This is a genomic window from Olleya sediminilitoris (assembly GCF_016785945.1).
Lineage (GTDB): Bacteria > Bacteroidota > Bacteroidia > Flavobacteriales > Flavobacteriaceae > Olleya > Olleya sediminilitoris.
The window spans coordinates 36,155-59,904 of record NZ_JAEMEF010000003.1 but is presented as its reverse complement, the minus strand read 5'-3'; the positions used below and the strand labels follow the sequence as shown (position 1 = coordinate 59,904).

The 23,750-nt window shown below is 32.1% G+C and carries 23 protein-coding genes and 1 tRNA gene; 17 read left to right on the top strand and 7 right to left on the bottom strand.

Features of this window, described 5'->3' with window-relative positions; all coding sequences use genetic code 11:
* Window positions 1-18: 18 nt before the first annotated feature.
* Both JAO71_RS04560 and JAO71_RS04555 read right to left on the bottom strand, forming a co-directional pair.
* Window positions 19-1,326, bottom strand: coding sequence for a hypothetical protein (locus JAO71_RS04560; RefSeq protein WP_116824043.1), 1,308 nt, complete (start codon window positions 1,324-1,326; stop codon window positions 19-21).
* Window positions 1,323-2,054 carry a type III pantothenate kinase gene (locus JAO71_RS04555; RefSeq protein WP_202999217.1) on the bottom strand — a complete coding sequence of 244 codons (732 nt, stop codon included), beginning with the start codon at window positions 2,052-2,054 and terminating at the stop codon, window positions 1,323-1,325. Before JAO71_RS04555 ends, JAO71_RS04560 begins: the two co-directional genes overlap by 4 nt.
* 186 nt (window positions 2,055-2,240) lie before the next feature.
* Between JAO71_RS04555 and JAO71_RS04550 the strand changes: the two genes are divergently transcribed.
* From JAO71_RS04550 to JAO71_RS04475, 16 genes are all read left to right on the top strand, one after another.
* Window positions 2,241-2,316 (top strand) — tRNA-Phe (locus tag JAO71_RS04550).
* Window positions 2,317-2,421: 105 nt separating this feature from the next.
* Window positions 2,422-2,895 (top strand): nucleoside deaminase, encoded by a 474-nt coding sequence (locus tag JAO71_RS04545; protein WP_054852004.1) that lies wholly within the window; start codon window positions 2,422-2,424, stop codon window positions 2,893-2,895.
* 115 nt (window positions 2,896-3,010) lie between these two features.
* Window positions 3,011-3,907, top strand: a complete 897-nt coding sequence (locus JAO71_RS04540; protein WP_202999215.1) for an alpha/beta hydrolase — start codon at window positions 3,011-3,013, stop codon at window positions 3,905-3,907.
* Window positions 3,908-3,990: 83 nt separating this feature from the next.
* The gene (locus JAO71_RS04535; RefSeq protein WP_028283334.1) at window positions 3,991-4,326 is read left to right on the top strand and encodes an arsenosugar biosynthesis-associated peroxidase-like protein; all 336 of its coding nucleotides are present in this window, start codon (window positions 3,991-3,993) and stop codon (window positions 4,324-4,326) included.
* A gap of 56 nt (window positions 4,327-4,382) precedes the next feature.
* Window positions 4,383-5,438 (top strand): arsenosugar biosynthesis radical SAM (seleno)protein ArsS, encoded by a 1,056-nt coding sequence (gene arsS / locus JAO71_RS04530; protein ID WP_116824040.1) that lies wholly within the window; start codon window positions 4,383-4,385, stop codon window positions 5,436-5,438.
* Between the two features lie 39 nt (window positions 5,439-5,477).
* Window positions 5,478-6,164 carry a TIGR04282 family arsenosugar biosynthesis glycosyltransferase gene (locus JAO71_RS04525; RefSeq protein WP_116824039.1) on the top strand — a complete coding sequence of 229 codons (687 nt, stop codon included), beginning with the start codon at window positions 5,478-5,480 and terminating at the stop codon, window positions 6,162-6,164.
* 41 nt (window positions 6,165-6,205) lie between these two features.
* The gene (locus JAO71_RS04520) at window positions 6,206-9,397 is read left to right on the top strand and encodes a SusC/RagA family TonB-linked outer membrane protein (RefSeq protein WP_116824038.1); all 3,192 of its coding nucleotides are present in this window, start codon (window positions 6,206-6,208) and stop codon (window positions 9,395-9,397) included.
* 10 nt (window positions 9,398-9,407) lie between these two features.
* On the top strand, window positions 9,408-10,853 hold the full coding sequence (locus JAO71_RS04515) for a SusD/RagB family nutrient-binding outer membrane lipoprotein (protein WP_116824037.1): 1,446 nt from the start codon (window positions 9,408-9,410) through the stop codon (window positions 10,851-10,853).
* 3 nt (window positions 10,854-10,856) lie between these two features.
* Entirely contained in the window at window positions 10,857-12,191 is a 1,335-nt protein-coding gene (locus JAO71_RS04510) for a sodium:solute symporter family transporter (RefSeq protein WP_202999213.1), read from the top strand.
* Window positions 12,176-13,003: a metallophosphoesterase family protein gene (locus JAO71_RS04505; RefSeq protein WP_202999211.1), complete on the top strand. Its 828-nt coding sequence runs from the start codon at window positions 12,176-12,178 to the stop codon at window positions 13,001-13,003. Before JAO71_RS04510 ends, JAO71_RS04505 begins: the two co-directional genes overlap by 16 nt.
* Window positions 13,004-13,007: 4 nt before the next feature.
* Window positions 13,008-13,520 (top strand): rhodanese-like domain-containing protein, encoded by a 513-nt coding sequence (locus JAO71_RS04500; RefSeq protein ID WP_054852012.1) that lies wholly within the window; start codon window positions 13,008-13,010, stop codon window positions 13,518-13,520.
* A 6-nt stretch (window positions 13,521-13,526) separates the two neighbouring features.
* Window positions 13,527-14,147, top strand: coding sequence for a TIGR04282 family arsenosugar biosynthesis glycosyltransferase (locus tag JAO71_RS04495; protein WP_202999210.1), 621 nt, complete (start codon window positions 13,527-13,529; stop codon window positions 14,145-14,147).
* Complete coding sequence (locus JAO71_RS04490; protein ID WP_054852014.1) at window positions 14,128-14,940, top strand: purine-nucleoside phosphorylase; 813 nt, start codon at window positions 14,128-14,130, stop codon at window positions 14,938-14,940. The genes JAO71_RS04495 and JAO71_RS04490 overlap by 20 nt, the downstream gene beginning before the upstream one ends.
* A 56-nt stretch (window positions 14,941-14,996) precedes the next feature.
* Window positions 14,997-15,878, top strand: coding sequence for a sterol desaturase family protein (locus JAO71_RS04485; RefSeq protein WP_202999207.1), 882 nt, complete (start codon window positions 14,997-14,999; stop codon window positions 15,876-15,878).
* A complete protein-coding gene (locus JAO71_RS04480) occupies window positions 15,875-16,762 on the top strand; it encodes a DUF547 domain-containing protein (protein WP_202999205.1) in 888 nt (295 codons plus the stop codon). Before JAO71_RS04485 ends, JAO71_RS04480 begins: the two co-directional genes overlap by 4 nt.
* A 32-nt stretch (window positions 16,763-16,794) precedes the next feature.
* Entirely contained in the window at window positions 16,795-17,490 is a 696-nt protein-coding gene (locus JAO71_RS04475) for a TIGR04283 family arsenosugar biosynthesis glycosyltransferase (protein ID WP_054852016.1), read from the top strand.
* Window positions 17,491-17,502: 12 nt separating this feature from the next.
* Here JAO71_RS04475 and JAO71_RS04470 read toward each other — a convergent pair whose 3' ends face one another.
* From JAO71_RS04470 to JAO71_RS04450, 5 genes are all read right to left on the bottom strand, one after another.
* Entirely contained in the window at window positions 17,503-18,261 is a 759-nt protein-coding gene (locus JAO71_RS04470; protein ID WP_202999203.1) for a metallophosphoesterase family protein, read from the bottom strand.
* A gap of 34 nt (window positions 18,262-18,295) precedes the next feature.
* Complete coding sequence (locus JAO71_RS04465) at window positions 18,296-19,549, bottom strand: POTRA domain-containing protein (RefSeq protein ID WP_202999201.1); 1,254 nt, start codon at window positions 19,547-19,549, stop codon at window positions 18,296-18,298.
* The gene (locus JAO71_RS04460) at window positions 19,550-20,548 is read right to left on the bottom strand and encodes a glycoside hydrolase family 113 (RefSeq protein WP_116824029.1); all 999 of its coding nucleotides are present in this window, start codon (window positions 20,546-20,548) and stop codon (window positions 19,550-19,552) included. It lies immediately after the preceding gene.
* Window positions 20,549-20,621: 73 nt separating this feature from the next.
* Window positions 20,622-21,485 carry a transporter family protein gene (locus tag JAO71_RS04455; protein ID WP_028289135.1) on the bottom strand — a complete coding sequence of 288 codons (864 nt, stop codon included), beginning with the start codon at window positions 21,483-21,485 and terminating at the stop codon, window positions 20,622-20,624.
* Window positions 21,486-21,527: 42 nt separating this feature from the next.
* Window positions 21,528-22,244 (bottom strand): DUF547 domain-containing protein, encoded by a 717-nt coding sequence (locus JAO71_RS04450; RefSeq protein ID WP_202999200.1) that lies wholly within the window; start codon window positions 22,242-22,244, stop codon window positions 21,528-21,530.
* Between the two features lie 199 nt (window positions 22,245-22,443).
* Between JAO71_RS04450 and JAO71_RS04445 the strand changes: the two genes are divergently transcribed.
* Window positions 22,444-23,748 (top strand): NAD(P)/FAD-dependent oxidoreductase, encoded by a 1,305-nt coding sequence (locus tag JAO71_RS04445; RefSeq protein ID WP_116824026.1) that lies wholly within the window; start codon window positions 22,444-22,446, stop codon window positions 23,746-23,748.
* The last annotated feature ends 2 nt before the right edge of the window (window positions 23,749-23,750 follow it).

The window sequence follows — 23,750 nt, the reverse complement described above, 5'->3', positions numbered from 1 at the left end:
GTCTTAAATTTTATGCTGTTAATTATATTTCTTTTTAATAAACCATCTATCGTTAAGTGATAAACTAACCTGGAAGCTTACAAAATTTTCTTTTACTAAATTAGCATTCAAAGTTCCTTTTTGACCAAACTCTAAACCTATGTTTGCATTAGAAAAAACGTTTCCGACTGGTACACCTACTCCAAAAGACATGCCAAACTCTTTAATACTTTCGTTATTAATGTTTAGACCTGTATTCTCAAAGCGCAAACCAGCTCTGTAAGTCATTCTTTTCCAGTATTTTGAAAACGAATTATATTCCGGAATAAAAAACCCTCCAATTGATAATTTTGAAGCATCCTCAAAGGTTGCACCAACATTATCGTATAATGGATTATAAAATTCACTTGTGTTTTGTGTAGTATACTCTATACCAGCAAACCACTTCCTTGGTTGCCCAAGACCAGCTCCAATACTAAACTTTGATGGTAAAGTTAAATTTGTTTCTTGTAAATTAGAAGCTTCAAGATTACCATCAAGCTGATTAAAGATAATATCAGAATCTGATGTCTCACCAACATAAATCGTTGAAAAGGTGCGTAAGTTTTTAGAAGTAAGTTCTGTTTTTGGTGTGTATGTAAGAGACGTTTGTAATTCTAATTTATCACTAATCATTTTTTGGTAATGTAATCCTAAATTAAAATTAACACCACTTAATTCTGACTTATTATATTCTTTAGTTTGGTATTGTAGAGGTAAATTATCTTCATTGTAACGAATATTTACAGTATTATTCTCAATATTACCAAAATTGTAGTCTGCTTGCAAACCTATACTTAATGATGAATCGATCTGATAACCAAAACTTAAAAACACTTTATTAAGACCTCCTTCACCTTCGTATCTATTTTCCAAATCATCAGAATCATTGTTTGTCTCAAGTTTATATCCAACTGATGAATATGGTTGAATTCCAAAACCAAAACCGAATTTACCAAGAGGAATTGAAAGCCCTAAATAATCAAAATTTGCACTTTTTGATTTATCGCTAGTTGTATTTGCTTTAAGACTTGTTGCTGTTCCACTACCAGCTACAGCAAACTTAACAGGTCTAGACTCGTTATTAAAAGAAGCTAAGTTGTTTCCAGCATAAGTAGCTGGATTTTGGAAATTAATATGAATACTATCCTTGTATACACCTAATCCTCCCATACTTCGATTCTCTACAGAACCTTTAAAATTTAAACTACCTATACCATAAAAAGAATATGGTGAAGATGTTCCATTCTGAGCGTAACTTTGAATTGCAAATAATGCAATAAAAACTAATACAAGTTTTTTAATCATTCGACTGTGTTATGTTGTAATATATAATTCAAACCCTCTAACAGGAAATTTGAGTTGGCAAATATGCTACTTTTTAATTGCTTTGACAAAAAATTAGCATCTCCTCCTGTTAAAATAATTGTTAAATCTAAATATAATGCGCTATATTGTTCAATAATTCCATCAATTTCATTCAAAACACCATAAATAATCCCACTATTTATGGATCCTATTGTAGAATTACCAATAATTTGAATTGGCATTTCTGTTTCTAACAAAGGTAAATTTGCAGTTTGATTATGTAATGCTTCGTAACGCATTCTGACACCAGGAGATATGGCTCCTCCTAAATATTCATTGTCCTTATTTATAAAATCATAGGTAATACATGTTCCTGCATCAATAATTAAAACATTTTTTTGCGAAAATTGTTGTACTGACGCACAAACCAATGCAATCCGATCTATACCTAAAGTTTTAGGTGTAGCGTATAAATTTGTAAAAGGAACTTTTGTATTGTTATCTAATATAGTCAACTCAAATTGCAGGCCTAAATATTGTAACACCTTATCTTGCAAATAACCAACAGAGGACACAATAGCAAGGTTAAGTTTTGGATAGTCCAATTTTAGCTGTTTTAATGTCTCCAAAATGGTAAAACTATCAGCAATTCTAATTTCTAACAATCTATTTTTATCAAAAACAGCAAGTTTTATTCTAGTATTCCCTACGTCTACAATTAAATTCATATTGTATTTAAAAACGGTAAAATTACAAAACCATTGTAATAAAAGTCTTAATAATTTTATAATATTGAAAAACAGAGCAATACCTTTTGATTTTTTAAAAAACGAAAAATAATTTCATTTTTTTTCGTTTTTCTTTTGGTACTTCTAAAATAGAAACTATATTTGCACTCGCAATTTATTGCTACTGGTGCCTTAGCTCAGTTGGTAGAGCAAAGGACTGAAAATCCTTGTGTCCCTGGTTCGATTCCTGGAGGCACCACCACTAAAAACCCGAACTGATGTTCGGGTTTTTTGGTTTTAATACCTAAATGTATTGTATTTCAAGCAACACAACTTGTTTAAACATTAATATTTAAAATTAAAAACTATGGATAATAAAGACAAATTCATGATGGAAGCTGTTAATGCAGCTTTAAAAGGAATGAATAATAACGAAGGAGGACCTTTTGGATGTGTCATTGTAAAAGACGGAAAAATAATTGGAAGAGGAAACAATAAAGTAACCTCTACTAACGATCCAACTGCTCATGCAGAAGTTACAGCTATTAGAGATGCCTGTAAAAACTTAGATTCTTTTCAGTTAGAGGGTTGTGAAATTTACACCTCTTGCGAACCTTGTCCAATGTGTTTAGGTGCTATTTATTGGGCCAGACCAGACAAAGTGTACTATGGAAGCAATCAAGTAGATGCAGCAAATATTGGTTTTGATGATGAATTTATATACAAAGAAATCCCATTACCATACGAAAAAAGAAGTATTCCATTTGAACAATTAGCACGAGATATTGCCTTAAAACCATTTCAAGAATGGTCAAAAAAAGAGGATAAAACAGAATACTAAATTTTTGAATACTATTTTATTTAAGAAATCTAAAAACAATTAAATTAATTTTTAATTGTTTTTTTTTGACCTTTACCTACAAAAAAATTGGTTTTTAAATAACTTAACAGCTTAAATGAAACAGATTTATACAGTAATTATTATATTAACTTGTTTTACAAGTATAGCCCAAACTATGAAAACCTACACATACGCAACAAAAGGATTAGACACTCTTAAACTAGATGTTTACACACCAGAAAACGTTAAACCAACAGACAGTTTACCTGTTATTATTTGGATGCATGGTGGAGGCTTTTCTGGTGGTGGACGCAATGGTATTGACGAATTTAACATTGTAAAAGCCGCAAACAAAAATGGTTATATTGGTGTTTCAATATCCTATAGATTATTAAGAAAAGGAACTAAAACTGGTTTTGGATGTAATTGTAGCAAAGAAGACAAATTATTCACTTTCAACCAAGCTGTCATAGATTTTTTAGACGCAACTAATTTCGTCTACCAAAATAGCAACATGCTTCAAGTAGATACTTCTAAAATGATTGCTGCAGGAAGTAGTGCTGGAGCAGAAACAGCTTTACATGTTGCTTTTATGAAACGTTTTTTTATCCCAAATGTTGACAGTTATAAAAACATTAAATATGCTGGTGTTATAGGATTTTCAGGAGCGATTGTAGATATTGATTATTTAACTTCAGAAAATGCAATTCCTGTAGCACTTACCCATGGTACAAAAGACTATGCTGTACCATTCGGAACTGCTCCTCATCAAAATTGTAATCCAAAAAAACCAGGATACATAACACTTCATGGTGCAAAAACGATTACCCAAAAATTAGAACAATTAAATTCACCTTACTATTTAAACATAGTAAACGAAGGTAATCATGACGCTGCCAATGTACATCCAGAAGACTTAGATGACGTGTTTTATTTTTTAAATAAAACGATTTTAAACAACGAAATTATTCAAACTAAAAAATTTACACTTCCTAAACCAACTAACTATTAATTAAAAAAAATATAAATTTTGTTAGTAGTTTTAAACCTTAACGACAAAACGATTTTAGATATCTATCTTTAAAAAAAAATAAAATGGCAAAAACATATTACGATCCAGCAGACCTAAGAAAATTTGGAAAAATAACAGAATGGAATGAAGAACTTGGTAACAAGTTTTTTGACTACTACGGAAAAGTATTTGAAGAAGGCGCTTTAACTGCTCGCGAAAAATCATTAATAGCATTAGCTGTAGCACATACAGAGCAATGTCCATATTGTATTGATGCCTATACTAAAGACGGTTTACAACGTGGTGTTACCAAAGAAGAAATGATGGAAGCCATACACGTTGGTGCTGCAATAAAAAGTGGAGCGACTTTAGTACATGGTGTACAAATGATGAATAAAGTAAACAAATTAGACGGTTAATATAAAACCAAAATAGGTTTACTTACGTAAGAATTACAAATAAGACAACACGATTAATGGCAACAAAATCTCTTAAAAAACTAGGTAGCGATTTAGCAAAAAGCAATAAACAACTAGAAATATTATCTGGCGGAATTTTTGCTGATGGCGAATTACCAACTTTTAAAAATAAAATTTCCGAAACTAGTCAGTTTCCACTTAAAGCAAAACCTTTAGAAATTTTACAAATTAACGTTGGTTACATGTGTAATCAAGTGTGTGAGCATTGTCACGTTGATGCAGGTCCAGACCGAAAGGAAATCATGACCCAAGAGACCATGCAACAAATCTTGGATGTTATAAAAACAACTGGTGCACATACTTTAGATTTAACAGGAGGTGCTCCAGAAATGAACCCGAATTTTAGATGGTTTGTAGAAGAAGCTTCTAAAATTGGAATTAAAGACTTTATCGTGCGTTCTAATTTAACTATTATTCGTGCTAATAAAAAATATTACGATTTACCACAGTTTTTCAAAAAGCACAACATCCATGTTATAAGCTCAATGCCACACTGGACTCGTGGTAAAACAGACAAACAACGTGGCAAAGGTGTGTTTGACATGTCTATTAAAGCCTTACAGGAATTAAATGCTGTTGGTTATGGTATGCCAGGAAGCGATTTAAAATTGGACTTGGTTTACAATCCTTCAGGAGCCTTTTTACCTGGTGACCAAATGGCTATGGAAAAAGATTTCAAAAAAGCATTGATGGAAGATTTTAGCATTCAGTTTCATAACTTATTTGCAATTACAAACCTACCAATTGCTAGATTTTTGGACTTTTTAATAGCTTCAGAAAACTACGAGGATTATATGTACTCATTAGTAGAGGCTTATAATCCAGCTGCTGTAGCAAACGTTATGTGCACCAATACATTGTCAGTAAGTTGGGATGGTTATTTATTTGATTGCGATTTTAACCAAATGCTAGAATTGCCTGTAAACAGTAAATCTAAACACATATCAGACTACAAAACCGAATTACTTGAAGGTAGAAACATTGTAATTTCACAACATTGTTATGGTTGTACTGCAGGAGCAGGAAGTAGCTGTCAAGGTGTTGTTGCTTAATATAAAACTAACTTTTTTCGCTGTCGCGGAAATCCATAAATGAAGACTAAAACTGCCATTTTAATTTTTTCTAATTCTGCTAAAGAGGATGCTAAACGCAAATCTTTTTCAGATAGTCTGTTGTTTGAAACACTTACAAACGAGACTATTAAAAAAGTAAAAAAAACAGGATTACCGTTTTTTCATTTTACTGAAGCACAGCAACAAGGTTTAAATTTTGGTGATCGTTTTACAAATGCTATTCAATCGGTTTTTGATAGAGGTTTTACTAATGTTATTTCTATAGGAAATGACACACCACATTTAAAAACCAAGCACATAAATGATGCTTACCAAAAACTAAACAACAATCAGTTGGTTTTTGGACCATCAAAAGATGGCGGATTTTATTTAATGGGTTTGACCAAAAACCTATATAATGCTAAGCAATTTAAAAATTTACCTTGGCAAACTTCAGCTTTAAAAAGCACAACGTTACACTATTTATCTTCAACTAAAATTACTTTTAGTACGCTTGAAACCTTAAACGATATCGATTCGTTTAAAGACTTAAAAGCTATTTTAAATAGTTATAAAACGGTTTCAAAAACACTAAAAACTATAATACTACAGCTTTGTATTTCCGCGAAAGCGATACTTAAACACATAGCATTACAATACCTATTATTACCACAACAATTACCTTTTAACAAAGGGTCTCCTAAATTAGTTTACACCAACCACTAGTGGCTTTTAGCCAATTTTATACTGAAACTAATTTAATTTAAATGAAACACATTTACTTATGTGCTTTGCTTCTTGTTTGTACATTTAGCGTTGCACAAACTACAATTACTGGTACTGTAACAAGTGCACAAGATGGTCAAACTTTAGCATACGTTAATATTTTAGCAGACCAAAATAACGGAACAATATCCGATAACAGCGGTTATTATTCTATTACAATTTCTGAGGAAACGGAAACCTTAACATTCTCATTTATTGGTTACAAAACACAACAAATTGCAATTAATAATCAATCGGTTATTAATGTTATTTTAGAAGAAGACACCTCAAATTTAGACGAAGTAGTTATAACTGCTTTGGGTCTAGAACGAGATACAAAAGAGCTTGGATATGTGGTACAATCTTTAAAAAGTGAAGGTTTAACCGAAGTTAAAACGGTTAACTTTATTGATAATTTGGCTGGTAAACTTGCAGGTGTTACAGTATCTCAAGGTGCTACAGGTGTTGGATCGTCTTCAAAAATAACGATTCGTGGTGAAGCCTCATTTTCTAACAACAATCCTTTGTTTGTAGTGGATGGTGTGCCAATTAACAACAACACTGTTTTTAACTTTACAAACGAAGCTGCTGCTGGTTTTCAGGAAATAGATTTTGGAAATGGAGCTATGGAAGTTAATGCAGACGATATCGAAGAGGTTTCTGTATTAAAAGGTCCAAGTGCTGCTGCTTTGTATGGTACGCGTGCATCCAACGGAGTGATTGTTATTAAAACCAAAGATGGTAAAAAAACTAAAGGTTTAGGAATTAGCATTAACACGTCGTTATTTGTTGACAATGCGTTTAGATTACCAGATTTTCAGAACAGTTATGGTCAAGGTAATTCTGGACAATTTGAATACGTTGATGGTCTTGGAGGCGGAATTAATGATAATATCACCTATTCTTGGGGACCACAATTGGATGCTGGTATTTACGTTCCGCAGTTTAATAGTCCAGTGACATTAGCAAACGGAACTGTTGTACGTGGTGGAGACACTGCTTTATATTCTGGTGACGCTATTACACCAACCTTATTCCAGTCTAATCCAGATAACTTAAAAGATTTTTACCAAACAGGAATTACTACAATAAACAATATTGCTATTTCTAATGGTTTTGATACTGGTGATTATAGATTATCGTTTACAGATTTAAGAAGCGAATCTATTATTCCTGGTGTAAATTTAGACCGACAAACTGTTGCTGCAAAACTAAATTTTGAGCCCACAGAAAAAACAACAATTTCAACCTCATTATCATACACTAATTCTACAAGTGATAACAGACCATCTAACGGTTATGGTAGCGAAAATGTAAATTACAGTTTGGTAGCTTGGGGACCACGAAGCCTTGATATTAATAGCTTAAAAAACTATTGGCAACCAGGTTTAGAAGGTGTACAACAATATAGTTTTAACTATACGTTTTTTGATAATCCTTATTTTATTTTATACGAAAACACAAATAGTTTTAATCGTGATCGTGTCTTCGGAAACGTTGCTATTACACATAAATTTACAGACCATCTAAATCTTCAGGTTAGAACAGGTATGGATTATTCCTCTGAAAAAAGACTACTAAAACGTGCGTATTCTAGTAATCGTTTTCAAAATGGTGCTTACGCAGAACATGATGTGTTTTACAGAGAAGTTAATACCGATTTTCTATTAAATTACAATAATACGTTTGGCGATTTTAAATTAGATGCATCCATTGGTGGAAACCGATTAAACCAAACAGCATCAACCAAGCAATCACAAACGGTTAGTTTGGCACAACCTGGAATTTTTAATTTAAATAATGCTGCATCACCTATTGAAGTGTTTCAGTTTGACTCTAAAAAACGTATCAATTCCTTTTATGGAATTGCAAAATTAGGCTATAAAGATTTTCTGTTTTTAGACATTACTGGTCGTAATGATTGGTCTAGTGCTTTAGCAACACCTTTTTCGGTGGATGGTACTTCTTTTTTCTATCCTTCGGCTTCAGCCAGTTTTATTTTATCCAATGTTGCAGAGCTTCCTGAAGCTGTATCTTTTGCAAAACTAAGAGCCAGTGTGGCACAGGTTGGTAACGATACTAATCCATATCAAACTTCCGGAGCTTTTGTATCGCAAACACCTTTTAACAGTCAACCTACTTTTAGTAATCAGGATTTTATTCCTAATTCAGAATTAAAACCAGAAAGCACCACTAATTACGAATTTGGTGCAGATTTACGTTTCTTGAAAGATCGTATTCGTTTTGACTTTACCTATTATAATGCTATAACAAAAGATCAAATAATTTCATTACCAATACCAATTTCGTCAGGTTATGATCAACAAGTCGTTAATGGTGGAAAAGTAAAATCGACTGGTGTCGAAATTATCGCTGGGTTCACTCCTATTAAAACGTCTAATTTTAAATGGAATACAACCTTCAATTTTGCTAAAAACAAAGCAACTATTGAAGAGTTACCGCAAGCAGACGGTCGTTTAACTTTGGCTTATAGCCGAATTTATGATAGTGCCAATCAAACGGTTTGGTTTCAAGTTGAAGAAGGTGGACAGATTGGAGACATTTATGGTACTGGATATTTAAAAAATGAAAATGATCAATTTATAATTGATGACAACGGAAACTACATTGCAGATAACAACCTACAAAAACTAGGAAACTATAATCCAGATTTCACTTTAGGATGGAGCAACGATTTTAACTACAAAAACTGGTCTGCTAGCTTTTTGTTTGATTGGAGACAAGGTGGAGAAATTGTATCAAGAACCAGTGCTTTAGGTAATGTTGGAGGACAATTAGCCGAAACAGAGTACAGACCAGAAGATGGTATTATTGCAGAAGGTGTAACACAATCTGGAACACCTAATACTATTGCCATTACTGCTGAAAGCTACTACAGACAGTTTTACGACAGAAACCACGAAGAAAACAACGTCTACGATGCCTCTTACCTAAAATTGAGACAATTTTCTGTTGGCTATAATTTTAAATTAAAAGAGGGCTTTTTAGGCTTAAAAGAAGGTGGAGACATTGCAGTGTCTTTAATTGGTAAAAACCTATTTGTTATTACTGAAAACCCACACTTTGACCCAGAACAATTAGCAGTACAAGGTAACGGTTTTGTTAGTGGTGTAGAAGACATGAGTTATGCCACATCACGCAGTTTTGGATTAAAAGCAAGTTTAAATTTTTAATAGACACATCATGAAAAACACATTATACATATTAAGTTTTTTTACGCTTCTTTTAATGACAAGTTGCACTAAAGACTTTGAAGACATAAACACCAATCCTAATGCGCCAAACACAGTACAACCTAGTTTGCTACTACGTCAGGTTATTTATGATTTTGGAGAACAAATGAGTTATGAAGGTTTTGTTGCTGGAGATTTATTATCGCAACACAGGACTGCCTTAGATTTCAATTTATTTGACAGACACGCCTTAAAATCGCCACAATTAGGTGGAAATCCTTGGCCAATATTTTACACCAATTTACGTGATAACGAGATTATATTAACACAATCCAAAACCACCTCAACCTTTAAAGTCTATGAAGGTCCTGCTTTAATTTTAAAAGCATATATGGCAGCAGGATTAACAGATTTGTTTGGTGATGTGCCCTATTTTGAAGCCTTTAATGGAATAGAGGGAACCGTTACACCAAGTTATGACAGTCAAGAATCTATTTATTTAAATGAAGACGGGATATTAGATAACCTTGATAAAGGGATTGAAGCTATTACAAATTACGATCTAGCGATTCCGTTGGAAGGAGATATTTTATTTAATGGAGATTTAGACGCTTGGGTAAAATTTGCAAATAGTTTAAAATTAAAATATTTGCTTCGTATTTCCGATCAAGTGGATGTTTCAACTGAATTACAAACCATATATAATGAAGATAATTATATTTCAGCTACAGCTGAAAATGCTATTTTCAACTTTACAAACACAGATCCAAACAGCTTTAGATTGGCTCAATTAAGAATAGGAGATTTTAATAATTTTGTCTTATCGGAAACGATGGAAAACATTTTAATTGACCTAAATGATGATAGAATAAGTACGTTTTTCAAACCTTTTGAAAACTCGTCTTCTAATCAATTTAATGGATTGATTAATGGTATTGATGCTTCATCAACATCAATTGCTTTGGCAGACTATTCGTTAGCTGGAAGTGCTTTTAGAGAAGACACTTCGGTTTTGGATGCTAATTTTATAACCTCTTGGGAAGTTCATTTTATTTTAGCTGAAGCTGCTTTAAAAGGCTTAATTAGCGCCAACGCACAAGAATTATATGAAACAGGAGTCGCACAAGCTTTTGAGTATTGGCAAACCGATTTACCTGCAACGTACCTAACAACCAATGCTGCTTATAATGCACCTGGAACAACACCTTTACAACAAATTATCACCCAAAAATGGATTGCTAATCTTATAAATGGTTATGAAGGTTGGGTAGACTACAGACGTACAGGTTTTCCTGAGTTTAATGCAATATCTGCAAGTTTAAACAATGGATTAATACCTGTAAGAATGCCTTATCCTGCAGAAGAAGAAGCTTTAAATGCCGAAAACTATAATCAAGCAGCAAGTGCAACTAATGGTAATGATATTAACTTCCCAGTTTGGTGGGACCAAAACTAAAAAATGAGTACAGAAATTTGGCAATGGATTTTAGTAATAGCTTCAAGTTTAATCTTGTTTGCCTTATCACCTTATGCAAAAACCACTACATCTTTTTTTAAAGCCAATCACAACAAAAAGTCGCCAAATGTTTTAGTACTAACTGGTAGTTTAATAATCTCTTGGATTTTTGCCAAAAGTATTACTAATGCTGCCAATTTAGGATTAGATTTTGGTCTAGTTGGAGGTGTCGCTTATGCTGGATATTATCTCAGTTTTGCAGTTGCTGGATTACTAATTTATCAATTACGTACCAAAGGTGGCTTTACAAGTATTCATGACTTTTTAACTAGTAAATTTGGCAAAAAAGCGGTTGGAGTCTTCACGTTTTTAATTATTATTAGATTATTTAATGAGGTTTGGAGTAATACCATGGTTATTGGCTCTTACTTTGGTGAAACAGGAAGTGCTAGCTATTACACTGCTATAATTGTATTTACATTACTAACATTAAGCTATGCTATAAAAGGTGGTTTGAGTAGCTCAATATTTACAGACGTGATACAAATGGTCTTATTTTCTGTACTATTAATCATTATTTTATATACTATTTTTTCAGTTGAAAATTTTAATACAAAAGACATTGTAAACTCTGGAACTTGGAGTTTTGAACTAGGTTTAAACCTATTTTTTGCAGCCATAATACAATCTTTTAGCTATCCTTTTCATGATCCTGTACTAACTGACAGAGCTTTTATCAGTTCACCAAAAGTGACTAGAAAAAGCTTTTTATGGGCTAGCTTATTAGGTGCCATTTGCATTGTGCTTTTTAGTTTAATTGGTGTGTATGCACAAACTCAAGATTTAAAAGGACAAGCAGCTGTAGAGGTTGGAAAAGCATTTGGAGTTGTAGTATTATTAGTCATTAATTTTATTATGATTACCTCAGCAGCTTCAACCTTGGATTCGACGTTTTCATCGTTTTCAAAATTATTGGCAGTCGATTTGGAATTAGGCAAAAGCCTATCATTTGGTAGATTAGCAATGGTAGCAATTGCTGTACTTGGTACAATCCCAATCTTTTTTAATGCCGAAATCCTTTCTGCCACCACAATATCTGGAACTATGGTCATTGGTTTAACACCAATATTTGTATTCTGGAGTTATAAAGTGCCAAAAATTAGCTTCTATTTAAGTATTGGTTGTGGTATAATTTTTGGTTTTTTATTAGTATTCAAAGTGTTCCCAGAAGCTTTAATTTTTACAAAGGGTCGTTATGCTGATTTACTTTGGGTCAATGTTTGGGGCATTTTTAGTTGTAACCTTTTATATTTCGTTCCTAGATGGATAAAACAATAAATAATATAGGCACATTATCTGGTAAAGTCTTGCTTTTTGGAGGTGTTTACAGTAATCTTCAAGCCTTAGAAGCACTTAAAGCTATTGCTGAACAGCAAAATATTGCTCCAGAAAACTGTATTTGCACAGGAGATGTTGTTGGCTATTGTGCACAACCCGAAGAAACGGTACAGCTTTTAAAATTATGGAAAGCCAAAAGTATTTTAGGTAATGTAGAAATCCAATTAACTAAAGGTGAAGCAGATTGCGGTTGCGATTTTACAGAAGGCTCACGATGTGATGGGTTTTCTAAACTTTGGTATCCTTATGCACAAAGCAAACTAAGTAAAAACTCGATAGCGTATTTAGCAATGTTTCCGGATCATATCACTTTTAATTATGCTAATAAAAAAGTAACCGTTGTCCATGGTGATTATTTTAATGTATCAGAATTTGTATTTAAATCTACAGACTGGAATATTAAGGCAAAAACAATAGATGCAACTAAAAGCGATGTTATTATTGCTGGACATTGTGGGTTACCTTTTAGTCATGAGCAAGACAACAAATTATGGCTAAATCCAGGTGTTATTGGTATGCCTGCTAATGATGGATCACCACAAGTTTGGTATGCCATTTTAGAAGACATTAATGGTGAAATGAAATTTACGCATCATACGCTCGACTATAACTATAAGCTAACTAATAGTTTAATGAAAAACGGTTTGTTACCAGAAGAATACGCAAGAACAATAGTGACTGGTATTTGGGATAATACCGAGATTTTACCAGCTATTGAAAGTGGATTACAAGGTTTCGGAATTAATTTATAACATTATGAAAACAATATTATTTTTATTTATAAGTCTTTTTGCTGCACAAAGCATAGCGCAAGACACACTAGATGAATTACTAAAAAAACACAATAAAAACAGTGTTCCCTACATTACCGTTCAAGAATTGGCAATGCCAAAAACTGACGCTATTATCTTAGACGCAAGAGAACCTAAAGAATTTGAAATTAGTCATATTAAAAATGCAACTTTGGTAGGTTACGATTTTTTTGACATCAAAACGGTTACCGAAAAACACACTAATAAAGATCAAAAAATAGTCGTGTATTGCTCCTTAGGAATACGATCAGAAACCATTGCTAAAAAACTAAAAGATGAAGGCTACACCAATGTACTTAATCTGTATGGTGGCATTTTTGAGTGGAAAAACAATGATTTTACTGTAGTAGATTCCGAAGACAATGAAACAGAACAAATACATACTTTTAATGAAGCTTGGAGCAAATGGTTAACTAAAGGGATTAAAGTATTTGAGACAACTTCTACAAAAAAATAAAAATTCATGCATAAAAATCTAGTAATAACCTTTACCAGAAACCCTGAGTTAGGAAAAGTAAAAACAAGATTAGCTAAGACTATTGGCAATATTTCCGCTTTAGCGATATATAAAAAATTATTAGAACACACTGAAAGTGTTTTACAACAAATAGACAGTGACAAAGCAGTATATTACTCGGTTAAAATTAGAGAAAACGACCTTTGGAATGCTGATATTTACCAAAAACAGCAACAATCTGGTGACCACTTAGGTGTAAGAATGTCTAATGCATTTAAAACTGGTTTTGATTCTGGCTATACTAAAATAGTTATTGTTGGTAGCGATTTATATGATCTAAAACCCGAACATATTAATCAAGCTTTTGACGCTTTAGATAATAATGATGCAGTGATTGGACCTGCAATAGATGGTGGCTATTATCTTTTAGGAATGAAACAATTGCATCCAGCAATTTTTGAAAATAAATCTTGGGGAACAGAAACAGTTTTTGAAGACACCATGAAAGATTTAGTTAAGGAAAACGTATTTTTGTTAGAACCATTAAATGATGTTGACACATACGAAGATATGTCCAACAACCAAACCTTAAAAGCCTTAATTGAACATGATAAAACAAATAAATAAAACCGTAGAATACCTAAAAGAAAAAGGATTTGACCAACCAGAAGTTGGTATTATTTTAGGTACTGGATTAGGAAAACTAACTGATGAGCTTGAGGTAATTCAAGAGGTGAGCTATAATCACATTCCTAATTTCCCTACAGCTACTGTCGAGTTTCATAAAGGAAAATTAATTTACGGAACCTTAGCTAGAAAAAAAGTAATTGTAATGCAAGGTCGTTTTCATGTTTATGAAGGTTACAGCTTACAAGATGTTACTTACCCAGTTAGAATTATGGAAAAATTGGGTATCAAAACACTATTGGTATCTAATGCTTCTGGTGCTATTAATTTAAACTTTAAGAAAGGTGAATTAATGCTTATTGACGATCATATTAACTTACAAGGAAGTTCTCCTCTAGCTTTTAAAGGTGTTGCTGAGCTTGGCGAACGTTTTGCAGACATGAGTGCACCTTATGATTTAGACATAAATGCAAAAATTAAAGCTATAGCAAAAGCTAATAATATAAAATTACATGAAGGTGTTTACGCTAGTGTTGTTGGACCACAATTAGAAACTAGAGCCGAATACCGCATGCTTAAAATTATTGGTGCAGATGCAGTTGGGATGAGTACTGTCCCAGAAGTAATTGTTGCTAATCATTTAAATTTAAAAGTAGCTGCAGTGTCAGTTTTAACAGACGAATGCGACCCAAGTAATCTAAAACCTGTAGACATTAGCGAAATTATAGCAATGGCTAATAAAGCAGAACCAGATATGATTGCACTATTTAAAGGGTTGATAGAAAAACTATAACACGATGTAACTTTAGTTACATCAAAAAAGTAACTAAAAGGCTAATTTAGCCAGCTATGGAAAAGTATTTAGAAATAATAAAAAACGCCTACTTTGGCTATTGGAACTATTTAAAACACCAGATTATATTCCCAAATAATTGGGACAACTATTTTTATGGGTTAATCATAATATCATTAGTTGTTTGGGGTTTAGAAATTATTTTTCCTTGGCGTAAAAAACAATCTATTTTCCGTAAAGATTTTTGGTTAGATACGTTTTACATGTTTTTTAATTTCTTTTTACTAAATCTTATTGTATTAATAGCTTTATCTAATACTGCTGCAAGTTTTTTTGATGATATTTTAGGAGTTGTTGGTTTATCTATTTCAAGTTTTCAATTGTTTGATGTAGATAATTTACCATTGTGGTTAGGACTATTTATTTTCTTTATAATTTCTGATTTTACACAATGGGTGACACACAACCTTTTACATCGCTTTGAGTTTTTATGGAACTTCCATAAAGTACATCACAGTGTTAAAGAAATGGGATTTGCTGCTCATTTACGCTACCATTGGATGGAACCGGTTTTATATAAATCCATGTTATACATACCAATTGCCATAATTGGCGGTTTTGATGCGCAACACGTTGCAATAGTCCACTTTTTTGCAATAACTGTTGGACACTTAAATCATGCTAATTTAGGTTGGGATTATGGTGTTTTAAAATATGTATTTAACAATCCAAAAATGCACATTTGGCATCATGTAAAACACTTGCCAGAACACACAAAGTTTGGTGTTAATTTTGGTATAACGTTAAGTATTTGGGATTATATTTTTAAAACCAATTACATTCCGCATGATGGTCGTGATATCGAGTTAGGTTTTGAAGGAGATGAGAACTTCCCTAAAGATTTTATTAGTCAAGAATTATATCCTTTAAAAAAATGAAACAACTTTTAACCTTAGCATTATTAGTCTTGTTTTGCGCTTGTAAAAGCACAAAACAAACTACATCAAATACCCAAATAGTAACTAATACAATTAAAAAAGAAGCTATAGCTGAAGCTGAAAGTAAAAAAGATATAGTCAATACTGTAAAGAAGGACACACTTTCTTCTCATACCGAAACTATAAAACTTACAGAAAAAACACCTCTGCCACCTTTGCCTCCTAAGGGAACAAAAACAGAAAATTTTAGTCACCAAAGATGGAATAAGCTTTTACAAAAGCATGTTTCTATCTCAGGAAACGTAGACTACAAAAAGTTTAGAGAAGATAAAACTACTCTTGCTATTTACATCGATGCTTTAACACACGCTGAAACAATAGAAGATTGGTCAAAAGAAGAAAAACTAGCCTTTTGGATCAACGCTTATAATGCTTTAACAATAGATTTAATTATAAAAAACTATCCTGTAAAAAGTATAAAAGATATTAAAAACCCTTGGGAACAACGTTTATGGCAATTTGGTGACAAATGGTATAATCTTGAAGATATAGAGCATAAAATACTACGTAAAATGGACGAACCACGTATACATTTTGCTATTGTTTGCGCCTCTTACTCTTGTCCTAAATTACAAAACACTGCATTTACAGCAGATAATTTAGAACAACAATTAACCTTGGCTACTCAAGAGTTTTTAAGTGATACAAACAGAAATGAAATCTCTAAAAACACATTAAAATTATCTAAAATATTTAGATGGTTTAGTAAAGATTTTGAGCAAAACGGAAGTTTGATTGATTTTTTAAACAAGTATACAGAAGTAACTATTTCTGCGAAATCTAAAATTAGCTACAAAGATTACAACTGGGACTTAAATGACTAAAACCAACCTAATAAAACTTACGTAAATACAGCATGATAAGTATTATTATTCCGGTTTTAAACGAAGCGAAGCATATAACAGAGGTATTGTATCATTTAATTGATAATGCATCCTTAAATACTATTCAAGAGATTATTGTTGTGGATGGTGGAAGTACAGACAATACCGTTTCAATTATCCAAGGATTAGGTTTAAATATTAAAGTTTTGCATTCTGAAAAAGGTCGTGCTAAACAAATGAATCTTGGTGCCAAAGCTTCAAAAGGAGATATACTTTATTTTTTACATGCAGATTCTTTTCCACCTAACAGATATGACCAGTTAATTTTAGATGAAATTAAAAAAGGTAATAATGCAGGTTGTTTTAGATTACAATTTGATAGCAACCATTGGTGGCTACGTTTTACTAGTTGGTTAACTCAGTTTTCTTGGCGAGCAAGTCGTGGTGGTGATCAAAGTCAGTTTATAACCAAAGCGTTATTTAATGATATTGGTGGTTATGATGAAAACTATATTATCTACGAAGACAATATTTTAATTAACGAACTATATAAACGTAAAGAATTTGTTGTGATTAATCATAAGCTTAAAACCTCAGCTAGGTTATATCAAAAACATGGCGTTTGGACACTACAATACCATTATTTAGTCATTTATATAAAAAAATGGTTTGGTGCTTCTGCAAAAGAGTTACATAATTATTATTTAAATAAAATATGTAAGCGTTAATAACCTTAAATTTTATTTAGAAGAATTATAAGACGTACTATTTCTCCCTGTTTCGTTTGGATATAGCTTAGGCAAATTATCGCTTTGAAATACGGTTTTGTCATCAATATTTACAGCTGAAACTTTACCAGTAAATGCAGCTCCTGTATCAATATTCCATACATTAATGGCTTGCATAGGTTGATCGGAATTAAATCTAATAGTTGGTGTATGACCTATATAAATTTCGTGATAGTGTTTTAAACGTTTAGGATATAATACAGAGTCTTTTTTTACTCTTTTATCCATAGTGACTGCCATTTCCCAAAGGGTTCTATCAAAATATAAAGTCTCAGGATGTATTTCTTTATCTACTCCATGCATTGATGTAAATCCAGCATGTAAAAAGAGTTGATTATTAGTGTTAAGGTAATACAACTTCATTTGTTTAAAAAACTGTAAATGCATGGCTTTGTCTTCGACTGAAAACTGATTATAACTTGCTATTGTACCTTCGCCTCCATTAACAAACCAAGCTTGATTTACGGTTTTATCTTCCAACCATTGTTCACACCAAACATCATGATTTCCTTTTATAAAAACACAATTATATTGCTTAGAAAACCCTATTAAAAACTTAATAACCTGTGCAGATTCGCTCCAACCATCTACATAATCTCCTAAAAATATAAAACTATCCTCTTCCGTCAAACCAATACGCTCTAACAATTGCTTTAACCCTTTTAATCCTCCATGAATATCACCAACTACAAAGTTTCTGTTTGATTTCATATATACTTAATATTTAATTAAATTAAGACTATTATTAAAAATACTGACCGATACCAAAGACCAATCCTTGACCATCCTTTTCTGAAATTCCGTAACCATAATCTATTCTAAAAATGGCATTAAAGATAGATTTGTGTATAAAACGCAAGCCTAGTCCTGGAAACACTCTTAAGTTATCGGCATCACCAAAATCCCCTAAATCTCCACCAGGATTTCTCCAACTTCCTGCATCTATAAACGCATTACCTTGTAGTGCAAACCAACCTTTTTCGTATAATGTATGTCTATACTCTGTATTTAAAACGACTGCTCCTGTACCTCTATCAATGGTATTACCAACACCTCTAATATTTAAATTATTATCCACTGAAAATGGTGCAAAAGGGGTTTCGTCATTACTTGACAACCCTAATCTAACACGTGTTGCCCAATTCCCTCTTTGCCCTACTCTTTTATAATAATTAAAATCATTCCATCCAATTAAAAACTCAGGTAATTCATCACTTGTAGACGTCACATATTGTATATTTAATTGACTTTTAAAACCCGAAACGTATTGGTAATTGTAATCTAGATTATTGTATTTGTATATAGCTTTATATAATAATTTATTAACGCTTAAGGCTTGAGGAACGTCAGGACTTGTTGCTCCTGACTGATATTCATATTCTTCTAAAAAGGAGTTAATACCAAACTCAAAACGATTATTAAAGTTAGGTTGATACAATCCTAAAACTTCAAAAGATTTGTTTCTGTATCTATAATCTGAAGTGGTATTATCAAAAAAAACAGGTTCTAAGGTTTGTAAATCCTGATGATTAATTGCCAAACCAAACTGACGACTAAACAAATAAGGTGCTCTAAAATTTATACCATATGAACTGAATATGTCTTTTTGATAAAATCCACCAAAAATCATATTTTGACCTAAAAGATTAAACTCATACACTCCAAGTCTATAAGCAAACTCGCCATCATTTGAAGTATACACATTAAAAGAAGGTATTATTGTAAAATTTTCTTCGATATTATAAAATACATTATAATCTCCATTTTCCGAAGGAAACACTTGATAATACGCATGAGAAACTGAAGGTAATCGTTTTAACAATTTAATATCTTCGTCCAACTGGACACTATCTAAAACTTCACCAGACTTAGCATTAGCTACTTTTTTGACAAAACTAGATTTTAGCTTTTTATTGCCTTGTATTTTTAAATCAGTAATGTTTTGCGATTGCGCAATTGTAACTACAAAAAAGGTTAAAACAAATAATAAATACTTCATTTAATTTACTTTATAATGTTCTTTAATAAGGGTTTCTGCAGGTTTATTTTGTGGTGTAAAACGGTTATTATCCACACCTCCAACTTTGTCATGATTTATAAACCATTTCCAGACAAAACCTCCTGCAAACCAGTCTTCTTTCCAGAAAGCTTCAAATAAGGCTTTAGTCGTATTAACCTGTGCTTCTAGATTAACGTTTTCTGCAACTCTATCCACAGTCCATGGTGCTTTAGCTGCATAATCTATGCTACGATAACCAAACTCTGTAAACAAAATAGGTTTATTAAATTTTTCTGAAAAACTTTTCAGAGTTGTTTTATGTAAAACCCATCCTTTTAAACACTCTGCAACAGTAGGCGTTTTACTATCACTAACTGGAAAATAAGCATCAACACCTATATAATCTAACTGGTCCCAAAAGGGTGTTTTTTCAAATTCATTCCAATTAGCAGCATAAGTTAATTTACCCTTATAAATTTCACGAATATCTTTAATTAAATTAAACCAGTATTCTGGTCTAGCTTTAACAAATTGTTCTAACTCTGTACCAATACAAAAAATTGGTGTTTTAGTATCTTGAGCTACCTTGGCGAATGTTAAAATAAATTTAGAATATGTTTTTTCAAAGGTCAACCAATCTTCATCGGATTTCATTTTTAAAAAACCAGTAAACTCGCCTTTTCTAACCCAAATTTGAGGCTTTAACATAGCATCAATACTGTTGTTTTTTAAAGTGTTAATGTATTGTTTGCCACCTAAAATAGTTTCACCAAACCATTGTCTTTCTGCATCAAAATTAACAACAGGATGCTCTAAATGTCTAACCATAGCAAAAGGCATAATTGCAGCATAATTAGCATTAATATTTAATAAAGGGTTAATGTTTTTTTGAGTAATACTATCTCTGTGCGCAACAAAACTAACTCCATTTATTTTTTTGTCTTGGGCTGTGCAAGATTGAAGTAATATTACAATAAGTAAAATCTGAATGAAGCGCATTATTTTTTTGACTAAATATAAATAAATCCCGCTTTTCAGCAGGATATATTTACTTTTAAATTAATATTACTTATTAAAATAAGGCTCTTAAACCAATATTAAAAGATTGTCCTAAACCTGTATTGCTTCCTCTAACAAATTTAGAATACAAGGTTTCAATATTCAACACATCACTAATTTGGTATTTTGCTCCTCCACCAACTGCAGTAAAATCTTGTTCAAAATCATTACCTGTATCTATACGTTGTGAGTGTTGTACTAATCCTAAAACGGTAAATTTAGAACTCGGGAAATAACTTAAAAACAAACCTGGTGTTAAGCTTAAACTGTTATTAGCAAAACTATCTTCTTTTTTACCAAAGTGATATTCTGTATTAAGCTCTGTAAATAATTGCCATTTAGAGTTAAAATTATAATCATAAAAAAAACGATTTTGAAACGTAAACCCTTTTTGGTCTAAAAACACTCCGTTTTCACTTTCGTTATCAACTAAAGGAATATGAAACGCGGTCTGGATAGTAAAATTACTAACACTTTTAATAGGATTAAATTTAACTGCAGGCGCAAAAGAGGTAAAACCAGAACGTGCAGTATTTGTTTCGCCATCAAATTTAAATACATCTAAAGCATCACGATCTCCAATTACATTAGATCTAAACTCTAATAATAAACCAACATTAAAACGGTTGTTAGCACTAATACCTGTAAACACATCTACGGTTGATGTAAAATAAGTTTCTCTAGCTTCTGTACCAGATGTAAACGTACTTTCTGTTTGTGTATAAAGGTTATTAAAAAACTTAATATCCCATTGGCCTTGGCTTAATAATTTTGAAGGTGTGTAGGTTTGAATATTACTTCCTGAAGTGTCATCATCTTGAGAAAAACCAGTTATTGAAGTTGCAATAGCGATTAGTAGTAAAGTTAGTTTTTTCATGCTTTTTTTTGTTTTGCTTTCCGCGAAAGCGTTATATTTTTTTTATTGTTTATTAAGTTTCCAGTTATAAGAAAAGTACTTTAACTTATAATTTTCAGGTATTGTATTGGCTCTGTATTTATTTATAAATTGAATTTCGGTCATACCATTTTGTACAAAATCTTCATTGTACCATTTCATGATTTCAGAAGCTTCAACTGTTTTCTTTTTGTCGTTTACCTTCACAAAATAATCACCATTTAACGCTAATTTTGTTTGTTGTTCTAATTGCGCTTCCAATGTTTTTGGTAAATAAGCATTAGCAATTAAAGGCGGACAACCTATGGCACCACAAACAAGTACAAAATGAAATCTTGCATCATTAAACTTGGCTCTTAATAATTTGTTTTCAATAGTATTTAAAGTCACCTTCTGTCCTGCTAAACTATACGTTGTTTTATCAAAAAAACCAGCCTTATCTAATGGTGAGGCTATTGGGTAATTGTCAACAATACCTTTAATAACAGACAAGTTGTAAGCATTAATCCAAAAGGCTTGATAATTATTAGCATCTGTTTGGTCTACAGTAATATGATTTGCAATAGTTAAAATTGTGTTTAAACTAGCTACGTTTTGTTTTACCGCTTTGTAGTCTACTTTACCTTTAACCACGTAGGATTTTAAAAAGGCGTCAGTTTGTGTAAAAAAGTCGTTAAGGGTTTGCGCTTTCGCGGAAAATAATCCGCTGACAACAAGCAATAGTATTAGGTTCTTTTTCATCTTTATGTTAGGTTTTAAATCATTGTAACATTAATTAAGTCTTAACATTTAATGAAAACTTTCAAAAAAAAAGAAAAAAATTGACGTCTAAATATTTTTCAAAACCTTACAAACATTAGTAATTTAAACCCATTCTAAACTACTAAACCAATTAAGTTTTTAACTTTAAAAACGACAGACTATCTAACAATCTCAATTTATGGAACACATCGTCATTATAGGAAACGGAATTTCTGGAGTTACTCTAGCAAGACACGTCAGAAAATTATCAGACAAAAAAATTACTATTGTTTCTGCCGAAACAGATTACTTTTTTTCTCGTACAGCTTTAATGTATGTGTACATGGGTCACATGAAGTTTGAACACACCCAACCTTACGAAAATTGGTTTTGGGAGAAAAACCGTATAGACTTAAAAAAAGGTTATGTCAATACTATAGATACTGATAACAAAACACTCCATTTTGCTGAAGGCAATACAATGACTTATGATAAATTGGTGATTGCTACAGGAAGTAAACCTAATAAATTTGGTTGGCCAGGACAAGACTTAAAAGGCGTTCAAGGCTTATACAGTAAACAAGATTTAGATAACATGCAGCAAACTGCACCAGATAACAAAACTTGTAAACATGCTGTAATTGTTGGTGGAGGATTAATTGGTATTGAAATGGCAGAAATGCTAAATTCAAGAGACATACCAGTTACTTTTTTAGTTAGAGAGACTAGTTTTTGGAATGGTGTTTTACCTGAAGGCGAAAGTCAAATGATTAACAGACACATTAAAAATCACCACATTGATTTAAGATTAAACACTAATCTAAAAGAAATCAAATCGGACGAAAACGGAAACGTAAAATCCATAATTATTGAAGAAACAGGAGAAGAAATAACTTGTAACCTTGTTGGACTGACTGCTGGAGTATCTCCAAACATTTCATTTTTAAAAGACTCTAAAATAGAAACCAAACGAGGTGTACTTGTCAACCGTTACCTAGAAACTAACATCAAAGATGTATATGCTATCGGAGATTGTGCTGAACAACACGAAGCTATTGGTAACAGACGTCCAATTGAAGCTGTTTGGTACACAGGACGTATGATGGGAGAAACTTTAGCACAAACCATTTGTGGCAATAAACTACAATACAAACCAGGTCATTGGTTTAACAGCGCAAAATTTTTAGATATCGAATACCAAACTTACGGTTGGGTTTTTAGCGAACATGGACGTCCTGAGCACGAAAAACATTTCCATTGGAAACATGAGGATGACACCAAATGTATAACCGTAGCTTACAACAAAGACACCAAGACTTTTTTAGGCATTAATACTTTTGGTATCCGAATGAGACACGAAACTTTTGATACTTGGCTGACAGAACAACGTGATGTAGATTACGTAATAAATAACTTAAAAGAAGCCAATTTTGATCCAGAATTTTACAAACATTTCGAGCAGGATATCCTAAAGGCATACAACAAACAGCTACAAACAGTATAACA